12 protein-coding genes and 6 pseudogenes are annotated in these 20755 nt (G+C 62.1%); 9 read left to right on the plus strand and 9 right to left on the minus strand.

Annotation, left to right across the window (positions count from 1 at the left end; translation table 11 throughout):
* Window positions 1–197 precede the first annotated feature (197 nt).
* Together BZ163_RS03655 and BZ163_RS03660 are read left to right on the plus strand one after the other, a co-directional pair.
* Window positions 198–755, plus strand: coding sequence for a PQQ-dependent catabolism-associated CXXCW motif protein (locus BZ163_RS03655; protein ID WP_128869814.1), 558 nt, complete (start codon window positions 198–200; stop codon window positions 753–755).
* Window positions 756–811: 56 nt separating this feature from the next.
* Window positions 812–1477: a response regulator transcription factor gene (locus BZ163_RS03660; RefSeq protein ID WP_128869815.1), complete on the plus strand. Its 666-nt coding sequence runs from the start codon at window positions 812–814 to the stop codon at window positions 1475–1477.
* Between the two features lie 151 nt (window positions 1478–1628).
* Here BZ163_RS03660 and nahK read toward each other — a convergent pair.
* The 4 genes and pseudogenes from nahK to BZ163_RS03680 form a co-directional block, all read right to left on the minus strand.
* Window positions 1629–4223 (minus strand): annotated as a pseudogene (nahK, locus tag BZ163_RS03665) (hybrid sensor histidine kinase/response regulator NahK/ErcS').
* A complete protein-coding gene (gene nosP, locus BZ163_RS03670; RefSeq protein WP_128869816.1) occupies window positions 4192–5355 on the minus strand; it encodes a nitric oxide-sensing protein NosP in 1164 nt (387 codons plus the stop codon). Before nosP ends, nahK begins: the two are co-directional and overlap by 32 nt.
* A 246-nt stretch (window positions 5356–5601) precedes the next feature.
* Window positions 5602–6786 carry a porin gene (locus BZ163_RS03675; protein WP_128869817.1) on the minus strand — a complete coding sequence of 395 codons (1185 nt, stop codon included), beginning with the start codon at window positions 6784–6786 and terminating at the stop codon, window positions 5602–5604.
* A 209-nt stretch (window positions 6787–6995) separates the two neighbouring features.
* A complete protein-coding gene (locus tag BZ163_RS03680) occupies window positions 6996–7802 on the minus strand; it encodes a sulfite exporter TauE/SafE family protein (RefSeq protein ID WP_128869818.1) in 807 nt (268 codons plus the stop codon).
* A 165-nt stretch (window positions 7803–7967) separates the two neighbouring features.
* Here BZ163_RS03680 and BZ163_RS03685 point away from each other — a divergent pair, with 165 nt between their 5' ends.
* Window positions 7968–8831 carry an MBL fold metallo-hydrolase gene (locus BZ163_RS03685; protein WP_128869819.1) on the plus strand — a complete coding sequence of 288 codons (864 nt, stop codon included), beginning with the start codon at window positions 7968–7970 and terminating at the stop codon, window positions 8829–8831.
* A 124-nt stretch (window positions 8832–8955) separates the two neighbouring features.
* Here the strand turns inward: BZ163_RS03685 and bkdR are convergent, their stop codons facing one another.
* A complete protein-coding gene (bkdR, locus tag BZ163_RS03690; RefSeq protein WP_007915088.1) occupies window positions 8956–9444 on the minus strand; it encodes a Bkd operon transcriptional regulator BkdR in 489 nt (162 codons plus the stop codon).
* A gap of 187 nt (window positions 9445–9631) precedes the next feature.
* On the opposite strand from bkdR, the pseudogene BZ163_RS03695 reads away from it, so the two are divergent.
* The 5 genes and pseudogenes from BZ163_RS03695 (at window position 9632) to BZ163_RS03715 (ending at window position 15828) form a co-directional block, all read left to right on the plus strand.
* Window positions 9632–10868 (plus strand): annotated as a pseudogene (locus BZ163_RS03695) (3-methyl-2-oxobutanoate dehydrogenase (2-methylpropanoyl-transferring) subunit alpha).
* Between the two features lies 1 nt (window position 10869).
* Window positions 10870–11928: an alpha-ketoacid dehydrogenase subunit beta gene (locus BZ163_RS03700; protein ID WP_128869820.1), complete on the plus strand. Its 1059-nt coding sequence runs from the start codon at window positions 10870–10872 to the stop codon at window positions 11926–11928.
* Window positions 11929–13198 (plus strand): annotated as a pseudogene (locus BZ163_RS03705) (dihydrolipoamide acetyltransferase family protein).
* Window positions 13199–13201: 3 nt separating this feature from the next.
* Window positions 13202–14583, plus strand: a pseudogene (lpdA, locus tag BZ163_RS03710) (dihydrolipoyl dehydrogenase).
* Window positions 14584–14808: 225 nt separating this feature from the next.
* Complete coding sequence (locus tag BZ163_RS03715) at window positions 14809–15828, plus strand: branched-chain amino acid aminotransferase (RefSeq protein ID WP_128869821.1); 1020 nt, start codon at window positions 14809–14811, stop codon at window positions 15826–15828.
* Window positions 15829–15882: 54 nt separating this feature from the next.
* Here BZ163_RS03715 and BZ163_RS03720 read toward each other — a convergent pair whose 3' ends face one another.
* The 4 genes and pseudogenes from BZ163_RS03720 to BZ163_RS03735 form a co-directional block, all read right to left on the minus strand.
* Window positions 15883–16725: a TIGR03915 family putative DNA repair protein gene (locus tag BZ163_RS03720; RefSeq protein WP_128869822.1), complete on the minus strand. Its 843-nt coding sequence runs from the start codon at window positions 16723–16725 to the stop codon at window positions 15883–15885.
* Complete coding sequence (locus BZ163_RS03725) at window positions 16722–17942, minus strand: putative DNA modification/repair radical SAM protein (protein WP_128869823.1); 1221 nt, start codon at window positions 17940–17942, stop codon at window positions 16722–16724. The genes BZ163_RS03720 and BZ163_RS03725 overlap by 4 nt, the downstream gene beginning before the upstream one ends.
* A 375-nt stretch (window positions 17943–18317) precedes the next feature.
* Window positions 18318–19620: pseudogene (locus tag BZ163_RS03730) on the minus strand (ATP-binding protein).
* Between the two features lie 4 nt (window positions 19621–19624).
* Window positions 19625–20326 carry a response regulator transcription factor gene (locus BZ163_RS03735; protein WP_128869824.1) on the minus strand — a complete coding sequence of 234 codons (702 nt, stop codon included), beginning with the start codon at window positions 20324–20326 and terminating at the stop codon, window positions 19625–19627.
* Window positions 20327–20594: 268 nt separating this feature from the next.
* On the opposite strand from BZ163_RS03735, the pseudogene BZ163_RS03740 reads away from it, so the two are divergent.
* A pseudogene (locus BZ163_RS03740) lies at window positions 20595–20755 on the plus strand (efflux transporter periplasmic adaptor subunit); the annotation flags it as partial.

The following is a 20755-nucleotide window of genomic DNA, read 5'->3' on the forward strand; positions in this document are numbered from 1 at the left end:
CCAGCGAAGGCGGTGTGTCAGTCCAAAGATGTTGGATGTTAAGCCTCCTTCGCTGGCAAGCCAGCTCCTACAGGGGGGCTACGTTGAGCACAGCAGTGAAAATTACTACTTTAGTACTGCTTTACCTGTCTATCGTCGCATTCCAATCGCACCGCGACTGGCATGTAATGGGTTCATAATTATAAGGATTGAACCCCATGCCGCGTGCCCGACGTGTTCTGCTGCGCCCTTCTCTCGCCGTGCTGTCCCTGAGCCTGTTGCTGGGCGTCGCCCAGGCCGACACCCCGCTGTTCTCCGCCGACGGCTATCGCATCGGTCTCTACCGCAGCCCGACCCCGAATCAACTGCCGGGCGCGTCCGTCACCGATACGCCGGCCCTGCAAACCCTGCTCAGCCAAACGCCGCGTCCGCTGCTGATCGACGTCTACCGCCGCCAATGGCTGCAAGGCCGTTTCATCGAAGACCAGCCGCACGAGAACCTGCCCGGCAGCCATTGGCTGGCCAATACCGGTGACGGTGATCTGCCACCCGCCTGGCAGGACTATTTTGCGCGTAACCTGAATACATTGACCGCAGGCGATTCTGCGCGACCGCTGGTCTTCTACTGCCGCTCCGATTGCTGGCTGAGCTGGAACGCGGTCAGGCGCGCCGCCGCCATGGGCTATAAGACACTGTATTGGTACCGCGATGGCCTGGACGCCTGGCAAGCGGCGAACCTGCCCGTGACACCGGCCCAACCCGAGCCTTTTCCCTGATCTTTACGCTTGCGTGTTGTTGCCCCACCCTAATCAAAATAACGAGGTGAAAGGCTATGTACAAAATTCTGATTGCCGACGATCACCCGCTGTTTCGCGAAGCCATTCATAACGTCATCAGCGATGGTTTCCCGGGCACCGAGGTGATGGAAACCGCCGACCTCGACAGCGCCCTGGCGCTGACCCAGGACCACGACGACCTGGACCTGATCCTGCTCGACCTGAACATGCCCGGCATGCACGGGCTCAACGGCCTGATCAACCTGCGCAACGAGGCGCCGACCATTCCGGTGGTGATCGTCTCCGCCGAGCAGGACAAACAGATCGTGCTGCAGGCCATCACCTATGGCGCGGTGGGGTTCATCACCAAGTCCTCGCCACGGGTGCAGATGACCGAGGCCATCCAGCAGATCCTCAACGGCAACGTGTACCTGCCGCCGGACATCATCCGCACGCAAAAAAGCGCTACCCATCGCCGGATGAACGATACCCCGAGCTTTCCGCCGGAACTGCTCCAGGCCCTGACCCGCAAGCAACTGCTGGTGCTGGAGCGCATGACCAAGGGTGAGTCGAACAAGCAGATCGCCTACACCCTGGAAATCGCCGAAACCACGGTCAAGGCCCATGTCTCGGCGATTCTGCGCAAACTCAATGTGCATAATCGGGTGCAGGCGATTTTGAGTGCCGGGGATATTGATTTCGGGTCTTACCTGCGGCGCTGAACATCGGGGCAACCGGAAGACCGAGTCGGCCCTTTCGCGAGCAAGCCCGCTCCCACATTTAATCTCGGGTGGTCACAAAATTTGTGTTCACTGGAGATCTCATGTGGGAGCGGGCTTGCTCGCGAAGAGGCCCGCACAGACACCACAAGCCTCAAGGCCTGCCGAGCAAATGACTCATCGCCGTCTTGAGCTTCATCGGCCGCACCGGCTTGTGCATCAGGGTATGCCCCAGTTCACGGATCTGCTGCTTGAGTTCGTTGCTGTAGTTGGCGGTGATCATCATCGCCGGAATCGCTGAAGCACGCCGGGCGTTGATCCGGGCCACGGCATCGACACCGTTCTTGTCGTCATCCAGGTGATAGTCGGCAATCAGCAGATCCGCTTCGGCATGATAGTTGTCCACCTGCCGCGCCAGATCCTGTTCCGACAGCGCCGTCACCACCAGGCACCCCCAGCCTTCCAGCAAGGTGCGCATGCCGGCGCAAATGGCCGCGTCGTTGTCCAGCACCCACACCCGCGCCCCGCGCAAACGTTCCAGCATCGGCTCGCTCATCAGCAGGCTCGGCAACGCCTTGGGCGCCGTGGCGCTCAACGGCACTTCCACGGAGAACATCGAGCCCTTGCCCGGCCAGGAACGCACGTGAATCCGGTGCCCGAGAATCCCGGCAATCTTCTCGACAATTGCCAGCCCCAGGCCCAGGCCGCGATCCTGGTCCGGACGCTGCACATCGCCGCGCTTGAACTCCTGGAAAATCTCCTCCAGTCGATTCTCCGCAATGCCCATGCCGCTGTCCCAGACCTCGATCGACAACCGTTGATGATGACGCCGGCAACCGAGCACCACCCGACCACTGTAGGTGTAGCGAATCGCATTGCTCAGCAGATTGCGCAGGATCCGCGCCAGCAGTTGGATGTCGCTGCGCACCAGCGCCGAACACCCGATGAAATGCAACTCCAGGCCTTCACTAAGGGCAACCTGGGTGTACTCGGCCGCGAGGGTGTCCAGCAGCTCGCTCAGGGCGAACGGCGCAATGTCGGCCTTGATGACCCCGGCATCCAGCTTGGAAATGTCCACCAGGGTACACAACAGGTTTTCCACGTCTTCCAGGGAATTGCTGACATTGCGCACCAGCACCGCATTGGCTACCGGATCACGGCGTTCCAGCAGCGCACTGGTAAACAGCCGGGCGGCATTCAACGGTTGCAACAGGTCGTGGCTGACGGCAGCGAGAAACTTGGTCTTCGACAGATTGGCCTGCTCGGCGTCGAGCTTGGCCTCGCGCAGGCGTGATTCCACCCGCCGACGCTCGTCGATTTCCCGCAGCAACTGATCATTGAGGGTGGTCAATTCCGCCGTGCGTTCGCGCACCCGCAACTCAAGGTTCTGATAAGCCTGGTGCAAGGCCTCGGCCGTGCGCCGGCGTTCGGTGATGTCGCGGATCAGCACGAAGATCCCCACCACTTCGCCGCTGGCCAGGCGATTGGGCACGTAGGAGCGCAGCATGTAGCGCTCCTGATTGTTGATGTTGATTTCGGCAAATTCGAAGGTCACGCTCTCGCCGGCCAGCGCCCGGGCCACGTAGGCTTCCAGGCGTTGGTAATGCTGCTCGCTGTGCACTTCGCGCAGGCTCTGGCCTAGCATCACGCCCCGGGGCCAGCAGTACCATTCTTCGTAGACCTTGTTGGTGAACTCGTACACCAGGTCGGCATTGAGGTAAGCGATCAACGCCGGTACATGGTCGGTGATCAGGCGGATCCAGCGCTCGCTTTCACTGAGGGCCTCGGCGTGCTGGTAGCGCTCGGTGATGTCGGTGAAGGTGTTGACGAAGCCACCGGTGGGCAACGGATGGGTGCGGATTTCCAGGACCCGGCCATCATCAAGGCGCTGCTCGCATTCCTGCACCGGCCGCCCGTTGCCATCGCGGCTGGCCGGGGTCAGCAGGTTCAGCTCGCTGACGGCAATCACCTTCGGCGAACGGCCGATGGGCCGCCACCGGGGCCAGGCCGCTCAGTTCGAGGAAGCGCCGGTTCCACAGTTCGAGGATGCCCTCGGCGTTGACCATGGCCACGCCCTGGGACAGGTTGTCGACCGCCCGTTGCAGCAAATGGGATTTTTGCGCCACGGCTTGTTCGCGGCGCACGGTCTCGCTGAGTTTGACGTCGGTAATGTCGGTGAACAGGATCACCCGTCCGCCTTCCTGGGTCGCCGTTCGCTGACTTGCAGACCAACGGCCGTCCTGCAGGCGATAGAGCAGGTTCTCGTCGGCATGCCCCCGGGGCTCTTCGGTGAACAGCCCGGTGGCGGACATCAGCCGCTTGACCTCGGCCAGGCGCATCCCGGCGTTGATCCGCACCCGGCTGTGGCCCCAGAACGCCTTGAAGCGGCTGTTGAACAGGACGATCCGCTGCTCGGCATCGAACAGCACGAAGGCGTCGGAGATACTCTCGATGGCATCGATCAGATGCCGATGCGCGGTTTCCGCCCGCAGGCGCGCTTCGCTGAGCAAGTGATTGCCCGACTTGAGTTCGGCCATGGCCTGGTTCAAGGTGTCGGTGCGCTCGCGCCATGTTCGGCCAGCACCACCGAATGCTGGAACGCCGCGTACGGGTCGTTGCCGCGGGTGATGCCGGACTCGATCCGTTCGATCAGCGCACTGTTGATCCGCTGCAGTTTGTGATTGTCGTGGCGCAGGCTGGCGAGTTCGGCCTGCAGCTCAGCGCTGTCCAGGGGACCGGCCTCGGGCAATGGCAACCCCGGTGAAGGTCTGGTTGATATGCATGCCATTGAACTGTTCTCCGTAGGTGTTGAAACCCATCACCCGCTGGTCACGCAAAAAACCACCGATCTGCTCCAGGTGCCCGCCGTCTTCCAGCTCCAGGCGCCTGAGAAAACAGTCGCAGCCGATGGTCAGCAACAGCTCGCCGAGACGTTCCTGCAAGCCCTCGAACAGGTGTTGCAGATTGGGCAGCATCGGGCCCGGGGTCATGACCGTGAGGACGATGCCGTTTTCCACCGCGCAGTAGAAACTCAGGCTCAGGTCCGGATGCACCTGCTGGATCGCCCGCACGTAATACTGATCGTTGATCCGCACCGCCAGCGGGTGCGCGGCGAAAATCCGGTGATCGAGGTCGGCCACCGGCACGCCAATGTGCCGGGCGTACTCCTCGGCGGCGGGTTCGGCATTGAGTTCGAACACCCGGCGCGAGCCGCTGTCGGCCCCGGTGACCACCAGTTTTTCCGCCCGGGGCAGGATGTGGTGGGTCGTGAAGACCTCGAAATCGAGCCAGGTGTTGACCAGCACCACCACCGCCGCGCCGCTGTGAAACTCGCCATTGAAATAGACGTGGGTGTGGGTCAGGTAGTTGTCATCACCGGCCGAACCACCGAAATGCGGGATGTCGCCCAACGCCGCGCTCAAGGCGGCGAGGACCATTTCTTCGCGGCTGGACAGGCCATCGAGCAGGGTCAGGGCAAAGCTGTTGCCCTTGATCGGCGCCAGGGTATTGCTGCGACAGCCACTGACCAGGCGCTCGACCATCTGCTGGGCGTCGATCAGGCTGAAGCGTTCCATCTCGCAGATCAGTTCGGCGTCGATGGAGAAATGCCGATGATCGAAGCCCACCGCGGTCACGCAATTGCGACCATAACCCAGGGGGGTGATTTCCCCGGCGCTGGTGCAGCCCACCAGGCGGATGCCGCCGAAGCTTTGCTGCAAGGCCTGGCCCAGCGCCTGCAAGTCGTACTCGGCGGAGCAGAAGAACAACACGAAGCCCAGGTGCGGATGCAACAACTGCCGCGCCAACTCTTGCGCCACCTGCCCCGCATCGGTGGCCTGGGACATGGCACTGACCACACCTTCACTCTGGACCTGCTGCATCGTCGCCTCCCGCAGGTGCGTGTGTATGAGGGATGAGTGTACGAAGGCTGTGGGGGGCGACCTATGCTACTTGGGTAGCGGGTAGGCGGTTCGATGGGATGAGACCGGGTCTGCAAGACACTGCAGATCCGTAGGAGCTGGCTTGCAGCGAGAGCGGCTTAACATTCAACATCTTTGTTGACTGACACACCGTCTTCGCTGGCAAGCCAGCTCCTACAGGGGACCTGCGTGATGCCGGTTCCGGCGTTACCAGGTCAACACCGCCCCCACCGCAAAGGTGTCGGTGTCTTCATTCTGCGCACTGGTGTCATGCCCGTTGATTTCGAACTGGTTGTACTCGGCCACCAATTTCAGGTTGTCATTGACGTCATGGAACAGCGCAACCCCGCGGGTCTCGTAATCCGCGCCGCTGCCGACCACGCCATTGCCGTCATCGTTGGTCTTGCCATACGACAAGGCCAGGCGATTCTTGCCCAGTTTGTACGAACCCTGCAGCAGGTAGCCGTCGCTGTCGACATTGCGCAGGGTCGGCTCGCCGGCGTTGTTGGTGAAGAACGGGTTGATGCCCTTGGCCTGGAAGCCGGACCCGGTCAGCGACAAGCCGCCCATTTTCGCCTGCACGCCGTAGCCGACGCCTTTGGAAGTGATCGATTCGACGCTGGAATCGGTGTTGTCCGAAGTCTGGTAGCTGCCGTTGACCCAGCTGTAGATCTTCGCCCCCGCGAGGTCGAACTGATAAGTGATCTCGCTCTCGGTGCGCGGGTTCTCCTGGTACGCCTTGCCCGTCGGGCTGCTGTCATTGGTGTCCACCGGGTCCATGATCCCGACCGCCACCCGCAGGCCGTCCATCACCGGCGTGCGGTAGGTGATCTGCGAAGTGGGGAACGGATACGGGTAACCGGTGCCGATATTGCCGAACGACACGCCGCCACCGTCCACCAATCCCAGGGTATCGCTGACCTGGCCATAACCGGCGAGCAATTCATCGAGCAGGATGTTGGAACGGGCAAACAGGCCGAAGTCCTTGCCGATCAGCACTTCGCCCCATTGCGGGTTCGCCACCGTGCCGTAGAACTGCCGCACATCGATGGCGGTGTCGGTGCCGTTGGTTTCGCTGTCGTTGATGGTCACCCAGAACGAGGCACGGGCGCCGAGCTTGAGGTCATCGACCTGCTTGCCCATGTTGAAACCCAGGTAGTTGGGCAGAAAGCCCATCTTGACCCGCGACTGCCGACGGTCGTACTGCTCGCCGGCACGGTCGACATCGCTGTTGACGTAGAAGGCGTTGACGTAGCCATCGGTGGAAAACGTGGTCTGGTCCTTGTCGTACAGCATGATCTCGGCCTCGGCCATGCCACTCAAACCGAGGGTCGACAGGCTGGCGAAAAAGGCAGGCAAATAACGATGCTTGAAGTTCTTATTGTTGTGCATGGCGCGCTCCGCAACGGGGGACTTGATGTCGGAGGCGATTATCGAAAGCGGACCGGCGGCGGCATACGCTGCCTTGGCGCTGGTTTTCAGCTGCTTTGGAGTGGCGGGTAGCGCGCGGCGAATACGATGTAAGACCACCCGCGGGCAAGGCTCGCCACTTAGGGTGTACGCCTGTGGATGCGACTGGCATCCACAGGCACCGGTACCCGCTAGGCGCCCGCTCTGTAGAGCATGTAGGCGGCGACCACCACGCAGATGCTGGCGAAGCCGATCTGCAAGACCCGGGCCGGTGCGCGCGCGCGCAGCGCGCGGCCGATGACCATGCCGACGATGCTCGCGACAATGAACACCACGCCCACACCGTCGATGCGCACCCCGGCGTGAAACGCGCCGATGACGCCGATCGCCGAGATCAGGCTGATCACCATCAGGGAGGTGGCGACGATCCCGCGCATCTGCACGTCGGTCAGTTGCTTGAAGGCCGGGACGATCAGGAAACCGCCGCCCACCCCGAGCAGCCCGGAGACTACCCCGGTCACCGCACCGAGTGCCGCCAGGGTCGCGGTGCATTTGGCGGTCCATGAAAAGCGCCCGGTCTGCTGATCGAGCATGCAGTTCTTCTGGCCCCAGTTGGCGTGGCCATGGTCGCTCGGTCCTGGCTCCCGGCGCTCACGGCGCAGCATGCGCCAGGCGACCATCACCATCAGCAGGCTGAACAGGATCATCAGGATCTTTTCCGGCAACTGATGGGCGAAGAAGATGCCCACCGGCGAAAAAATCGCCCCCAACAAGGCGATCAACAGCGCCGCGCGGTAGCGCACCAGACCGTGACGCAAACCATCGATGGCCCCGACCGCCGCCGCGCTGCCCACCGCAAACAGCGCGATCGGTGCCGCCTGGGTCATGGTCAGCCCCAACCCCAGCACCAGGGCCGGCACCGCAAGAATCCCGCCACCGGCACCGGTCAATCCAAGGACCAGGCCCATCACCACGCCAAAAAAACCTGCCAGCAACATAAAACACTCATGATCCGCGAAAAAAAAGCCGGGAACGCCCGGTATCGATTGAGTGACAGGATAGAGCCCGTACAGGTTTTTTCATTAACAGAATTGATAGGGGGGTGGTCAACCCGGGGAAAATGAAACTACCCTCATGGTCTGTCCCCCCGAAAATAAGCCACCATGTCCGCCTTGATTGAAGCTTTCCTCGACCCCGCTTCGTCCACCTACAGCTACGTCATCTACGAAGCCGATGGCAGTCAATGCGCGATCGTCGATCCGGTGCTCGACTACGACCCCGCCGCCGGGCGCACCGCGACCACTCAGGCTGACCGGCTCATCGCTTTTGTCCGCCAGCATCGCTTGCAGGTGCAATGGTTGCTGGAAACCCACGCCCACGCCGATCATCTGTCCGCCGCGCCCTACCTGCGCCGGCAACTGGGCGGCAAGATCGCGATCGGTCAGTCCATCGGCAAGGTGCAGGACGTGTTCAAGACCCTGTTCAACCTTGAGCCCGAATTTGCCGTCGACGGTTCGCAGTTCGATCACCTGTTCGCGCCGGACGAGTCGTTCATGATCGGCAACCTCAAGGCCACGGCCCTGCATGTGCCCGGCCACACGCCGGCGGACATGGCCTATCTGGTCGATGGCGAGCAGATCCTGGTAGGCGATACGCTGTTCATGCCGGACGTCGGTACCGCCCGTTGCGACTTCCCCGGTGGCAATGCCAGCCAGATGTTCACATCGATCCACAAACTGCTGGCCTTCCCCGCTGGCGTCAGTCTTTACGTGTGCCACGATTACCCCACCGGGGGCCGTGAACCGCGGTGCATGACGACGGTGGGCGAGCAACGTAAAAGCAATATCCACGTCCACGACGGCGTCGACGAAGCCGCGTTCGTCGCCATGCGCAACCGGCGCGACGCCGGGTTGGGCATGCCGACGCTGTTGCTGCCGGCGATCCAGGTGAATGTGCGTGCGGGGAATTTGCCGCCGGCAGAAGACAACGGCATCACCTACCTGAAAATCCCCCTGAACACACTCTGACCCTGTGTAAGAGCCGGCTTGCTGGCGAAGGCGTCGTCATGGGCGCTGCAAGACTTGAGGGCGCGTTCGCTGGCAAGCCAGCCCCTACAGGGTTGCGGTGTTGCATAAACCGGCGGTTTACAGGTCAATTGCCGAGGGTCAGGCCGTTGGCCGGCAACGGCAGCGCCGTCTTGTACCGCACCTGCTTGAGCGCGAAGCTCGACCGTATATTCGCCACCCCCGGCACCTTGGTCAAAAAGTCCATCATGAAGCGCTCCAGCGACTGAATGGTTGGCACCAGCACCCGGATCAGGTAGTCCGGGTCGCCGGCCATCAGGTAGCACTCCATGACTTCCGGGCGATCCGAGATCGCCTCTTCGAAATGCTGCAGCGCCTCCTCCACCTGTTTCTCCAGGCTGACATGAATGAACACATTCACGTGCAGCCCCAACAGATCGGCATCCAGCAGGGTGACCTGTTCGCGAATCAGCCCCAGTTCCTCCATGGCCTTGACCCGGTTGAAACAGGGGGTCGGCGACAGGTTGACCGAGCGTGCGAGGTCGGCGTTGGTGATCCGCGCATTCTCCTGAAGGCTGTTCAAAATGCCGATATCGGTACGGTCCAGTTTGCGCATGAGACAAAAACACCTGTGATTTTATGTTTATGCAGATTTTTTATCCTCAAATGGCTTCCAGCGCAATGAAACACAGAGAAATATTCTCCTGGGTCCGGCCTATGATTGTTGTAGGACAAGAATTCTCCGACAGAAGAATGACTGTCAGCTCACTACAAGAAAATCCACAAGATCGAGCGTAGAAGCCATGAACCAAGCGTACGAACCGCTGCGCCTGCACGTTCCGGAACCTTCGGGCCGTCCAGGGTGCAAAACCGACTTCTCCTACCTGCGTCTGACCGACGCCGGTCTGGCGCGCAAACCCCCAATCGATGTTGAACCCGCCGAAACCGCGGACCTGGCCAAGGGCCTGATCCGGGTGCTCGACGACCAGGGCAATGCCCTTGGCGAGTGGGCTGAAGGCGTGCCGGTGGAGATCCTGCGTAAAGGGCATGCGCGCCATGCTCAAGACGCGGATCTATGACAACCGCATGGTCGTCGCCCAGCGCCAGAAAAAAATGTCGTTCTACATGCAGAGCCTCGGCGAAGAAGCCATCGGCAGCGGCCAGGCCCTGGCCTTGAACATCGACGACATGTGCTTTCCGACCTACCGCCAGCAAAGCATCCTGATGGCGCGGGATGTGCCGCTGGTGGACCTGATCTGCCAACTGCTGTCCAACGAGCGCGATCCGCTCAAGGGCCGTCAGTTGCCGATCATGTACTCGGTCAAGGACGCGGGGTTCTTCACCATTTCCGGCAACCTCGCCACCCAGTTCATCCAAGGCGTGGGTTGGGGCATGGCCTCGGCGATCAAGGGCGACACCAAAATCGCCTCGGCCTGGATCGGCGACGGCGCCACCGCCGAATCGGACTTCCACACCGCCCTCACCTTCGCCCACGTCTACCGGGCGCCGGTGATCCTCAACGTGGTCAACAACCAATGGGCGATCTCCACCTTCCAGGCGATTGCCGGTGGTGAAGCCACCACCTTCGCCGGTCGTGGCGTCGGCTGTGGCATTGCCTCCCTGCGGGTCGATGGCAACGACTTCTACGCCGTGTACGCCGCCTCCGCCTGGGCCGCCGAACGTGCGCGCCGCAACCTCGGCCCGACCATGATCGAATGGGTCACCTACCGCGCCGGCCCGCACTCGACCTCCGATGATCCGTCCAAATACCGGCCCGCCGACGACTGGAGCTATTTCCCGTTGGGCGACCCGATCGCGCGCCTCAAGCAGCACCTGGTGAAAATCGGCCAGTGGTCCGAAGAGGAACACCTCGCCGTCAGCGCCGAACTGGAAGCCGAAGTGATCGCCGCGCAGAAACAGGCCGAGCAGTACGGCACCCTCGCCGGCGGCCAGATCCCGAGCGCCGCGACCATGTTCGAAGACGTCTATAAAGAGATGCCGGAGCACTTGAAGCGCCAGCGTCAAGAGTTGGGGATCTGACATGAACGATCACAACAGCAATATTCAGTTGGATACCGCCATGACCACGACCACCATGACCATGATCCAGGCCCTGCGCTCGGCCATGGATGTGATGCTTGAGCGTGATGACAACGTCGTCGTATTCGGCCAGGACGTGGGCTACTTCGGCGGTGTGTTCCGTTGCACCGAAGGCCTGCAGACCAAGTACGGCACCTCCCGGGTGTTCGACGCGCCGATCTCTGAAAGCGGCATCGTCGGCGTCGCCGTGGGCATGGGCGCCTACGGTTTGCGGCCGGTGGCCGAGATCCAGTTCGCCGACTACGTCTACCCGGCCTCGGACCAGATCATTTCCGAAGCCGCCCGCCTGCGTTATCGCTCGGCCGGCGAGTTCACCGCGCCGATGACCCTGCGCATGCCTTGCGGCGGCGGCATCTATGGCGGCCAGACCCACAGCCAGAGCATCGAGGCGATGTTCACCCAGGTCTGCGGCCTGCGCACGGTCATGCCGTCAAACCCTTACGACGCCAAGGGCCTGCTGATCGCCTCCATCGAAAACGATGACCCGGTGATCTTTCTCGAGCCAAAGCGCCTGTACAACGGCCCGTTCGACGGTCACCACGATCGCCCTGTGACCCCGTGGTCGAAACACCCGGCCGCCCAAGTGCCGGACGGTTACTACACCGTGCCGCTGGACGTCGCCGCCATCACCCGTCCGGGCAAGGAAGTGACCATCCTGACCTACGGCACCACCGTCTACGTCTCGCAAGTCGCCGCCGAAGAAACCGGCATCGACGCCGAAGTCATCGACCTGCGCAGCCTGTGGCCTCTGGACCTGGACACCATCGTCAAGTCGGTGAAGAAAACCGGACGTTGCGTCATCGTTCACGAAGCGACCCGCACCTGCGGTTTCGGTGCCGAACTGGTGGCCCTGGTGCAGGAGCACTGCTTCCACCACCTGGAAGCGCCGATCGAGCGCGTCACCGGCTGGGACACCCCCTACCCGCACGCGCAAGAGTGGGCGTATTTCCCAGGGCCGTCCCGAGTGGGCGCGGCGTTGAAACGGGTCATGGAGGTCTGAATGGGCACGCACGTTATTAAAATGCCGGACATTGGCGAAGGCATTGCAGAAGTTGAATTGTCGGTGTGGCACGTCAAGGTCGGCGACATGGTCGTCGAAGATCAGGTGTTGGCCGATGTCATGACCGACAAGGCGATGGTCGACATCCCGTCCCCGGTGCATGGCAAAGTGATTGCGCTGGGCGGACAGCCTGGCGAAGTCATGGCGGTGGGCAGCATCTTGATCAGCATTGAAGTCGAAGGCGCGGGCAACGTTAAAGAGTCGGCCCAGCCTGCACCTGTTAAAGAAGCTACGGTTGCGGCTCCGAAAGCAGAAGCCGTGGTGGCCAGCAAACCAGTCGCGGCTGCAGCGCCACGAGCCGCCGTTTGCCAAGGCCCGATGGTGGCCCGCGAAGCCGGCGAACGCCCGCTGGCCTCCCCGGCCGTGCGCAAACATGCACTGGACCTGGGCATCCAGCTGCGTCTGGTGCGGGGCACCGGCCCAGCCGGTCGCGTGTTGCACGAAGACCTCGAGACCTATCTGGCCCAAGGTCAGCAAGCCCAGTCATCGGCGACTGCCGCTTACGCCCAGCGTAACGACGAAGAACAGATCCCGGTGATCGGCATGCGCCGCAAGATCGCCCAGCGCATGCAGACGCCACCCAGCGCGCCGCCCATTTCAGCTATGTGGAAGAAATCGACGTTACCGCCGTGGAAGAGTTGCGCGCGCACCTCAATGAAAAGCACGGTGCGACCCGTGGCAAGCTGACGCTGTTGCCATTTCTGGTCCGCGCCCTGGTTGTCGCCCTGCGCGATTTCCCGCAGATCAACGCCCGTTACGACGACGAAGCCCAGGTCATCACTCGCCTCGGCGCGGTGCACGTAGGCATCGCCACCCAGGCCGACATCGGTTTGATGGTGCCAGTGGTGCGTCACGCCGAGCGCGCAGCCTGTGGGACAGCGCCACGGAAATCTCCCGTCTGGCCACCGCCGCACGCATTGGCAAGGCCAGCCGCGACGAGCTGTCCGGCTCCAGCATCACCCTGACCAGCCTCGGCGCGTTGGGCGGCATCGTCAGTACCCCGGTGTTGAACCTGCCGGAAGTGGCGATCGTCGGCGTGAACAAAATCGTCGAACGGCCGATGGTGGTCAAAGGCCAGATCGTGATTCGCAAGATGATGAACCTCTCCAGCTCTTTCGATCACCGCGTGGTCGACGGCATGGACGCGGCGCAATTCATCCAGGCGGTTCGTGGCTTGCTCGAACAACCCGCCACCTTGTTCGTGGAGTAAGACATGCAGAATTTGAACACCACGCTGCTGATCATCGGCGGCGGCCCTGGCGGTTATGTGACGGCGATTCGTGCCGGCCAGCTGGGCATTCCGACCATTCTGGTGGAAGGCGCTTCGTTGGGCGGCACCTGCCTGAACATCGGCTGCATTCCTTCAAAGGCGCTGATCCATGTCGCCGAACAGTTTCATCAGACGCAGCACCACAGCCAGCATTCGGCGTTGGGCATCAGCGTTTCGGCGCCGACCCTCGACATCGGCAAGAGCGTCGAGTGGAAGGACGGCATCGTCGATCGCCTGACCACCGGCGTCTCGGCGCTGATGAAGAAGCACAAGATCCAGGTCATTCAGGGCTGGGCCAAGGTCATCGACGGCAAGACGGTCGACGTCGGCGACACGCGCATTCAGTGCGAGCACCTGGTGCTGGCCACCGGCTCAAACAGCGTGAACCTGCCGATGCTGCCGATTGGCGGGCCGATCATCTCTTCCACCGAAGCCCTGGCGCCGACGTCCGTGCCGAAACGGCTGGTCGTGGTCGGTGGCGGTTACATCGGTCTGGAACTGGGAATCGCCTATCGCAAGCTCGGCGCCGAAGTCAGCGTGGTCGAAGCGCAAGACCGCATCCTGCCGGCCTACGATGCCGAGCTGACGCAGCCAGTGCATGATGAACTGAAAAAACTCGGAGTCAGGCTTTACTTGAAGCATAGCGTTCAAGGCTTTGATTCTATTAATAATACACTGCAAGTACTTGCGCCGGGCGGCGACACCCTGAACCTGGAAACCGATCAGGTATTGGTGGCTGTCGGGCGCAAACCCAATACCCAGGCTGGAACCTCGAAGCGCTGAACCTGGACATGAACGGGTCGGCGATCAAGATCGACAACCGCTGCCAGACCAGCATGCGCAACGTGTACGCCATCGGCGACCTGAGTGGCGAACCGATGCTCGCGCACCGGGCCATGGCCCAGGGCGAGATGGTGGCCGAGCTGATCAGCGGTAAATCCCGCGAGTTCAACCCCACCGCCATCGCTGCCGTGTGCTTTACCGACCCGGAACTGGTGGTGGTCGGCAAGACGCCGGACGAGGCCAAGGCTGCAGGGCTGGACTGCATCGTGTCGAGCTTCCCGTTTGCGGCCAATGGCCGGGCGATGACCCTGGAGTCGAAAAGCGGCTTCGTGCGGGTCGTGGCGCGGCGTGACAATCATGTGATTGTCGGCTGGCAGGCGGTGGGTGTGGGTGTTTCGGAATTGTCGACGGCGTTTGGCCAGAGCCTGGAAATGGGCGCACGGCTGGAAGACATCGCCGGGACGATCCATGCGCATCCGACACTCGGCGAAGCGGTGCAGGAAGCGGCGTTACGGGCCCTCGGCCACGCGTTGCATCTCTAGCCTAACCTCTGTAGGAGCGAGCTTGCTCGCGATGGTCGTCAACGATAACGCGGCAGGCCTTACACCCCGCAGTGTTCTCGAGTTCATCGCGAGCAAGCTCGCTCCTACAAAGGATCGCATTCCGGGCTGCGAAAAGGGCCCGGAATGAAGTATTGTTGTCCCCATCCAGAAAAAACGTCAGAAGCCTTGAACCGTTTCGGCGGTTGTTAAGCGATAGAGGGTGTCATGGGTAACGAAAGCATCAATTGGGACAAGTTGGGTTTTGACTACATCAAGACAGACAAGCGCTATTTGTCGCACTGGCGTAATGGCGAGTGGGACGCAGGCACCCTGACCGAAGACAATGTGCTGCACATCAGCGAAGGCTCCACTGCCCTTCACTATGGCCAGCAATGCTTCGAAGGCCTGAAGGCCTATCGGTGCAAGGACGGCTCGATCAACCTGTTCCGCCCGGACCAGAACGCCGCCCGCATGCAACGCAGCTGCGCGCGCCTGCTGATGCCGCAGGTGTCCACCGAGCAGTTCATCGAAGCCTGCAAGGACGTGGTCCGCGCCAACGAGCGTTTCATCCCGCCTTACGGCACCGGCGGCGCGCTGTACCTGCGTCCGTTCGTGATCGGCGTGGGCGACAACATCGGCGTGCGTACCGCCCCCGAGTTCATCTTCTCGATCTTCTGCATCCCGGTCGGCGCCTACTTCAAGGGCGGCCTGACCCCGCACAATTTCCTGATCTCCAGCTACGACCGCGCAGCTCCACAAGGCACCGGTGCGGCCAAGGTCGGTGGCAACTACGCCGCCAGCCTGATGCCGAACTCCCTGGCCAAAAAGGCGCACTTTGCCGACTGCATCTACCTGGACCCGATGACCCACACCAAAATCGAGGAAGTCGGTTCGGCCAACTTCTTCGGGATCACCCACGACGACAAGTTCGTCACCCCGAACTCGCCGTCGGTGCTGCCGGGCATCACCCGCCTGTCGTTGATCGAACTGGCCAAGTCCCGTCTGGGCCTGGAAGTGATCGAAGGCGACGTGTTCATCGACAAGCTGTCCGACTTCAAGGAAGCCGGCGCCTGCGGCACTGCCGCGGTGATCACGCCGATCGGCGGCATCAGCTATAACGACAAGCTGCACGTGTTCCACAGCGAAACCGACGTCGGCCCGATCACCCAGAAGCTCTACAAAGAGCTGACGGGCGTGCAGACCGGTGACGTCGAGGCGCCGGCGGGCTGGATCGTCAAGGTTTGATCTGACCTCCCGTTGTATCGAAGCCCTCCATCGCATTGGCGATCGGGGGCTTTTTTACGCGTCGAGGTCACGCCCGATGACTCGCGCAGCGATTCGCTTGCCACCCCTGCCCTTGATGCCCATGGCCTGACCGTCCTGCTGCTTGCCGGTCCGCGCCTGGGTGATCAATCCCGGTATCAGCGCTCCCTCGGGCAGGTTTTTCCAGAAGCGTGCCGGCAAATGCCCCTGCATGACTTTCGGGTTCAGCCGCGCCGGATTGAAGATGTGGCTGTAGTACGTCAACCACATGTCGCTGTGCGGATCCTCGGCATTTTGCGCCAGTTGCTGCCATTCGGGCGGGCATTGACGTTGGTGGATCAACTGCTCGCCATCGTAATAAACCCCGTCCCGAGGCGTCGCAATCAGCCAGCGGTGCCGGCCCATCCGACCGATGAAATGCTCACTGGCACTGTGCAAGATGTCATGGGCCGGTTCGTGCCAGGCGACGTAGTGCGGGCCGTCGCTTTCCGGTAACGCGACGAAACGAACGAATGCATGTAGATGATGAGCTTCGTGTTGTATCTGCTTGATTCTTCTCTGAAATTCACTGCCAAGAGGGTCCCCTGCCAGCATCGCGGTGCGATCACCATGACTGACCCGCCACAACACTTCGTACAGCAGACTCCAGCGCTGATCGCCGCGATAACGGGCGGCGCGCTCGAGGGTGTCCAACAGCGTTCTTGGGACGCGCGGCTGATACGGCCCCTGGGTTTCGGGCAGTTCACAGTCGCTGGCAAACAGGTCGGTCATGCCTTCACTGGCCCAGCTCACCAGGCTGGGGTCGACTCCATGGCTGAGCAGCCAACGCGCCTGTGTACGCCAAGTGTCGAACAGGTCGTCGCAATCGAGGCTGATCATCCCCACAACCCCATTTGCTGCGGTTGGGGCCGGTCCCGCAGTTGCTGATACAGCAAGTGGCTCGTCACCTCAGCCTGCTGCGGGTGGTAATCGCTGGTGATGATGAACGGTTTGGCCTTGGCCAGCACGCAGCGCATACGGGCCAGGTCTTCGTAGCGAATCCGCCGCTGACGTCGCAGTTCTATCAGCCGTTCGGTGGTGCGCAGGCCAATCCCGGGAACTCGCGAGATCAATGACGCCTCGGCACGGTTCAGGTCCAACGGAAAAACCTCCCGGTGCTCTAACGCCCAGGCCAGTTTCGGGTCGATATCGAGTGCCAGATGTCCGGCCCCCTGGAACAATTCGCCCGCCGTGAAGCCGTAACTGCGCAGCAGGAAATCGGCCTGGTACAAACGGTGCTCGCGCATCAGTGGCGGTGCGGCCAGCGGCACGCTCTTCGGGCTGTTGGGGATCGGACTGAACGCCGAGTAATAGACCCGACGCAAACGGTAGTTGCCGTACAACGCCTGGGCGCTGTGAAGAATGGTGCTGTCGTCGGTGTCGTCGGCACCGACGATCATCTGCGTGCTCTGCCCGGCGGGGGCGAATTTCGGCGCGCGCGGTTCGTTGAGCACGGTTTGTTCACCGGTGTAGATCGTCTGCATCGCCTGTTTGATCGAGCCCAGCTGTTTTTCCGGGGCCAGGGTTTGCAGGCTGGCATCGGTGGGCAACTCGATGTTGACGCTCAATCGATCGGCATAACGCCCCGCTTCCTCAATCAGTGCAGGGTCGGCTTCGGGAATGGTCTTGAGGTGGATGTAACCGCGAAACTCGTGGTCTTCACGCAACAGCCTGGCCACGCGAATCAACTGCTCCATGGTGTAGTCCGCCGAGCGAATGATCCCGGAGCTGAGAAACAGCCCGCTGACGCAATTGCGCCGGTAGAAGTCCATGGTCAGCGTGACCACTTCTTCCGGGGTAAACCGGGCGCGAGGCACATCGCTGGAACGCCGGTTGACGCAGTATTGACAGTCGTAGAGACAGAAGTTGGTCAGCAGGATCTTCAGCAACGAAACGCAGCGCCCGTCCGGCGTATAGCTGTGGCAGATGCCCATGCCATCGGTCGAGCCCAGCCCGCTTTTGCCCTCGGAGCTGCGCTTCGGCGCCCCGCTGCTGGCGCAGGAGGCGTCATACTTGGCAGCGTCGGCAAGAATGCCGAGCTTGTCGATGAGTTCCATGGGGGCAGGTCTTTCACTGTTTGGATATACAGTATAGTGACGGTCGCTGCTGCACAAGCCATCGACAAACCTTTGGTCGGGTAGTTGAGTCGACGCCGGTTTGGAATGGGGGTTGCTCCGGGCAGCGTTACGATGAAAGCGGTCGGACGTCTGGCATCGATGTCGACTGATAGGCCCTCTTCGCCTTGTTGGAGCGAGGCTTGCCCGCGAACGGGGCACCGCGGAGTATCAGCAATACCGCGTATCGATCTTCGCCGGCAAGCCTGGCTCCTACAGGGACCGGGGCGTACACAAATCCCGAGTCAGGCGAAGATCCAATGTGGGAGACCGGCTTGCGCGAAGGCGGCCTGATGAACGACGCATCAGGCGAGAGGTTCAGCCAGGCATCGGCAACCACAACCTGAACCGCGCTCCGCCCAGCGGCGATGCCTCGACGGTCAGCGTGCCACCTTGAGCCTCCAGCGCCCGACGACTGATCGCCAACCCCAGGCCAAACCCGCCCGTGGATCGATCCCGGCTGCGATCCAGGCGATAGAACGGCTCGAATATCCGCTCACGCTCATCATCGGGAATGCCGATGCCATCGTCGTCGACCCAGATCTCACAACCCTTCGGGCCAACCTGTACGCCGATCTGAATCCTTTTTTCGCAGTAGCGCATGGCGTTGCGCAGCAGGTTCTGAATGGCGCGGGCGGTCAGGCGCGGGTCGAGGCTGAAGCGTTCGAGCTGGCCGTGGAGCAACACGTCGATGACGATGTCGGGGGATTCAAGTTCTTCGTCGACGCTGCCGAGGATGCTGTCGATGAATTCATCCAGCGAGACTTCGACCTGTTCGGGCAGCTGCGCCGGGTTTTGCAGGCGGCTGTAGGACAGTAACTCCAGCACCAGTTCATCGAGTTCGCGGATGTGTGCCACCAGACCTTGCAGGCTGCTCGCGGCTGGCGGCCGGCAGGTCATCCGACAGCGCCAGGGCCAGGCCGAAATCCAGGCGCGTCAGGGGCGTGCGCAATTCGTGGGAGACGGCATTGAGCAGGTCCCGCTGCTGGTTGAGCAGGTTCTCGATGTCGCCGGCCATGGTGTCGAACACGTTGGCCAGGCTGCCGATGTTGGAGCTGGCGGAGATTCGCGTGCGCTCGCCCAACTGGCCCTTGCCGAAGCGCTCCGCCGTGCCCTTGAGGCGCTCCAGATCACGCCAGTGCGGGCGCAGCCACAGCAACAGGCAGGCGAGCATGGTCGCGCCGATCAGCACGTTGATGCTCCAGTACAGCAAACTGACGTCCGTCGGGTCCGGCGGCACCACCATTTGCACCACCGTGCGTTCGTTCAGCGGCGACGCCGCCAGGGTGCGCCAGCCCCAGTCGCCAATGCGCACGATATTCTCGCCGCGCTGCAGACGTTGCCGTTCATCGAGGGTGAAGTCGGCATCGTCGTTGCCGCTCAGCACGATGTGCAGCGGCTGGAACTCTTTATCCATCTCAGCCGCCAGGGCCGGCCATTGCGCCGGGGGCACGGAATGGAACTGTTTGACGATGAGGGTCTGCAGGCCGCGGGAATAGTCGAGGTTATAGGTGAGAAAACGCTCGTGAAAGACCTTGATCACCAGGTCCGGCACCAGGTAGATCGCCGCGCTGAACGAGACGATGGTCACCAGGTACAGGCGAAACAGGATTCTGAACATCGGCTCAGCATTCCCACTCGGAACGGCTGAACAGGTAGCCCTTGCCCCAGACCGTCTTGATCTTGCGCGCCTCGCCGGCGCAATCGCCGAACTTGCGCCGCAACTTGGAAATCGCCACGTCCACCGAGCGGTCGGTGCCGTTGAACTCGATGCCGCGCAAGCGCTGCAGGATCTGGTCGCGGCTGAGCACTTCGCCGGCATGCCGGGCCAGCACCACCAGCAGGTTGTATTCGCCGCTGGACAGTTCGACAGGTTGTCCGCGCCAGGTCACGGTGCGTTCGGACAGGTCGATGCACAGGTTGCCCATGAGGATGCGGTCGTTGGCGGTCTGCGGCTCGCCGAGGCTGCTGCGCCGCAGCAAGGTCCGCACCCGGGCCAGCAGCACCCGCGGCTCGCAGGGTTTGGTGACGTAGTCGTCGGCCCCCATCTCCAGGCCCAGCACCTGGTCGTGGCTGTCGTCGCGGGCGGTGAGCATCAGGATCGGCAACGTGGCCGAATCGGCGCGCAGCAACCGACAGACTTGCAGGCCGTCCAGCCCCGGCAGCATCAGGTCGAGGATCACCAGGTCCGGCGGATCGACCCGCGCCCGTTCGCGCACGTGGTCGCCGCGGCCGATCACGCTGACGCAATAGCCGTTGCGTTCCAGGTAGCTGGCGATCAGTTCGGCGAGGGCGGTGTCGTCTTCGACCAGGAGGATGTTGGGCATGGGGTGTTTCCAGAAAGTGCTGTGGCGACAGGTCCGGCCTCTTCGCGGGCACGCCTCGCTCCTACAGGTTTTGCGATATTGCAGACTGACGCATGGCCTGTAGGAGCGAGGCTTGCCCGCGAATGCGCGCGAAGCGGTCGCCAAGGATATACGCCCTCACCCACCCCCGTGCAAAACCCTTACACAATTTCACACAGCACCTACAAAGCTTAACCGATACCTTCCCCGCCTCCCCGTAGGATGCCGGGGTCATTATTGGGGTTATTACATGTCAAACAACCTGCTTGCCAAGCTCAGCCTGATCGCACTGGCGTTGACGCTGAGCGCTTGCGACAAGGCCCCGACTGCCGAAGAGCAGGCGCCGCTGGCCACGGTTCGCATCGAGACCCTGTCAGCCCGGCCGCTGTCGATCAGCAGCGAACTGAGCGG

It is taken from the genome of Pseudomonas sp. VI4.1 (genome assembly GCF_002029345.1).
GTDB lineage: Bacteria > Pseudomonadota > Gammaproteobacteria > Pseudomonadales > Pseudomonadaceae > Aquipseudomonas.

Excerpts from the sequence above, each read along its gene's own strand:
- nosP (WP_128869816.1), bottom strand. The coding sequence starts at position 5,355 with ATGCAGCAGGTCCAGAGTGAAGGTGTGGTCAGTGCCATGTCCCAGGCC.
- BZ163_RS03720 (WP_128869822.1), bottom strand. The coding sequence starts at position 16,725 with ATGATCAGCCTCGATTGCGACGACCTGTTCGACACTTGGCGTACACAG.
- BZ163_RS03680 (WP_128869818.1), bottom strand. The coding sequence starts at position 7,802 with ATGTTGCTGGCAGGTTTTTTTGGCGTGGTGATGGGCCTGGTCCTTGGA.
- BZ163_RS03655 (WP_128869814.1), top strand. The coding sequence starts at position 198 with ATGCCGCGTGCCCGACGTGTTCTGCTGCGCCCTTCTCTCGCCGTGCTG.
- BZ163_RS03675 (WP_128869817.1), bottom strand. The coding sequence starts at position 6,786 with ATGCACAACAATAAGAACTTCAAGCATCGTTATTTGCCTGCCTTTTTC.
- BZ163_RS03685 (WP_128869819.1), top strand. The coding sequence starts at position 7,968 with ATGTCCGCCTTGATTGAAGCTTTCCTCGACCCCGCTTCGTCCACCTAC.
- BZ163_RS03700 (WP_128869820.1), top strand. The coding sequence starts at position 10,870 with ATGAACGATCACAACAGCAATATTCAGTTGGATACCGCCATGACCACG.
- BZ163_RS03715 (WP_128869821.1), top strand. The coding sequence starts at position 14,809 with ATGGGTAACGAAAGCATCAATTGGGACAAGTTGGGTTTTGACTACATC.
- BZ163_RS03735 (WP_128869824.1), bottom strand. The coding sequence starts at position 20,326 with ATGCCCAACATCCTCCTGGTCGAAGACGACACCGCCCTCGCCGAACTG.
- BZ163_RS03660 (WP_128869815.1), top strand. The coding sequence starts at position 812 with ATGTACAAAATTCTGATTGCCGACGATCACCCGCTGTTTCGCGAAGCC.
- bkdR (WP_007915088.1), bottom strand. The coding sequence starts at position 9,444 with ATGCGCAAACTGGACCGTACCGATATCGGCATTTTGAACAGCCTTCAG.
- BZ163_RS03725 (WP_128869823.1), bottom strand. The coding sequence starts at position 17,942 with ATGGAACTCATCGACAAGCTCGGCATTCTTGCCGACGCTGCCAAGTAT.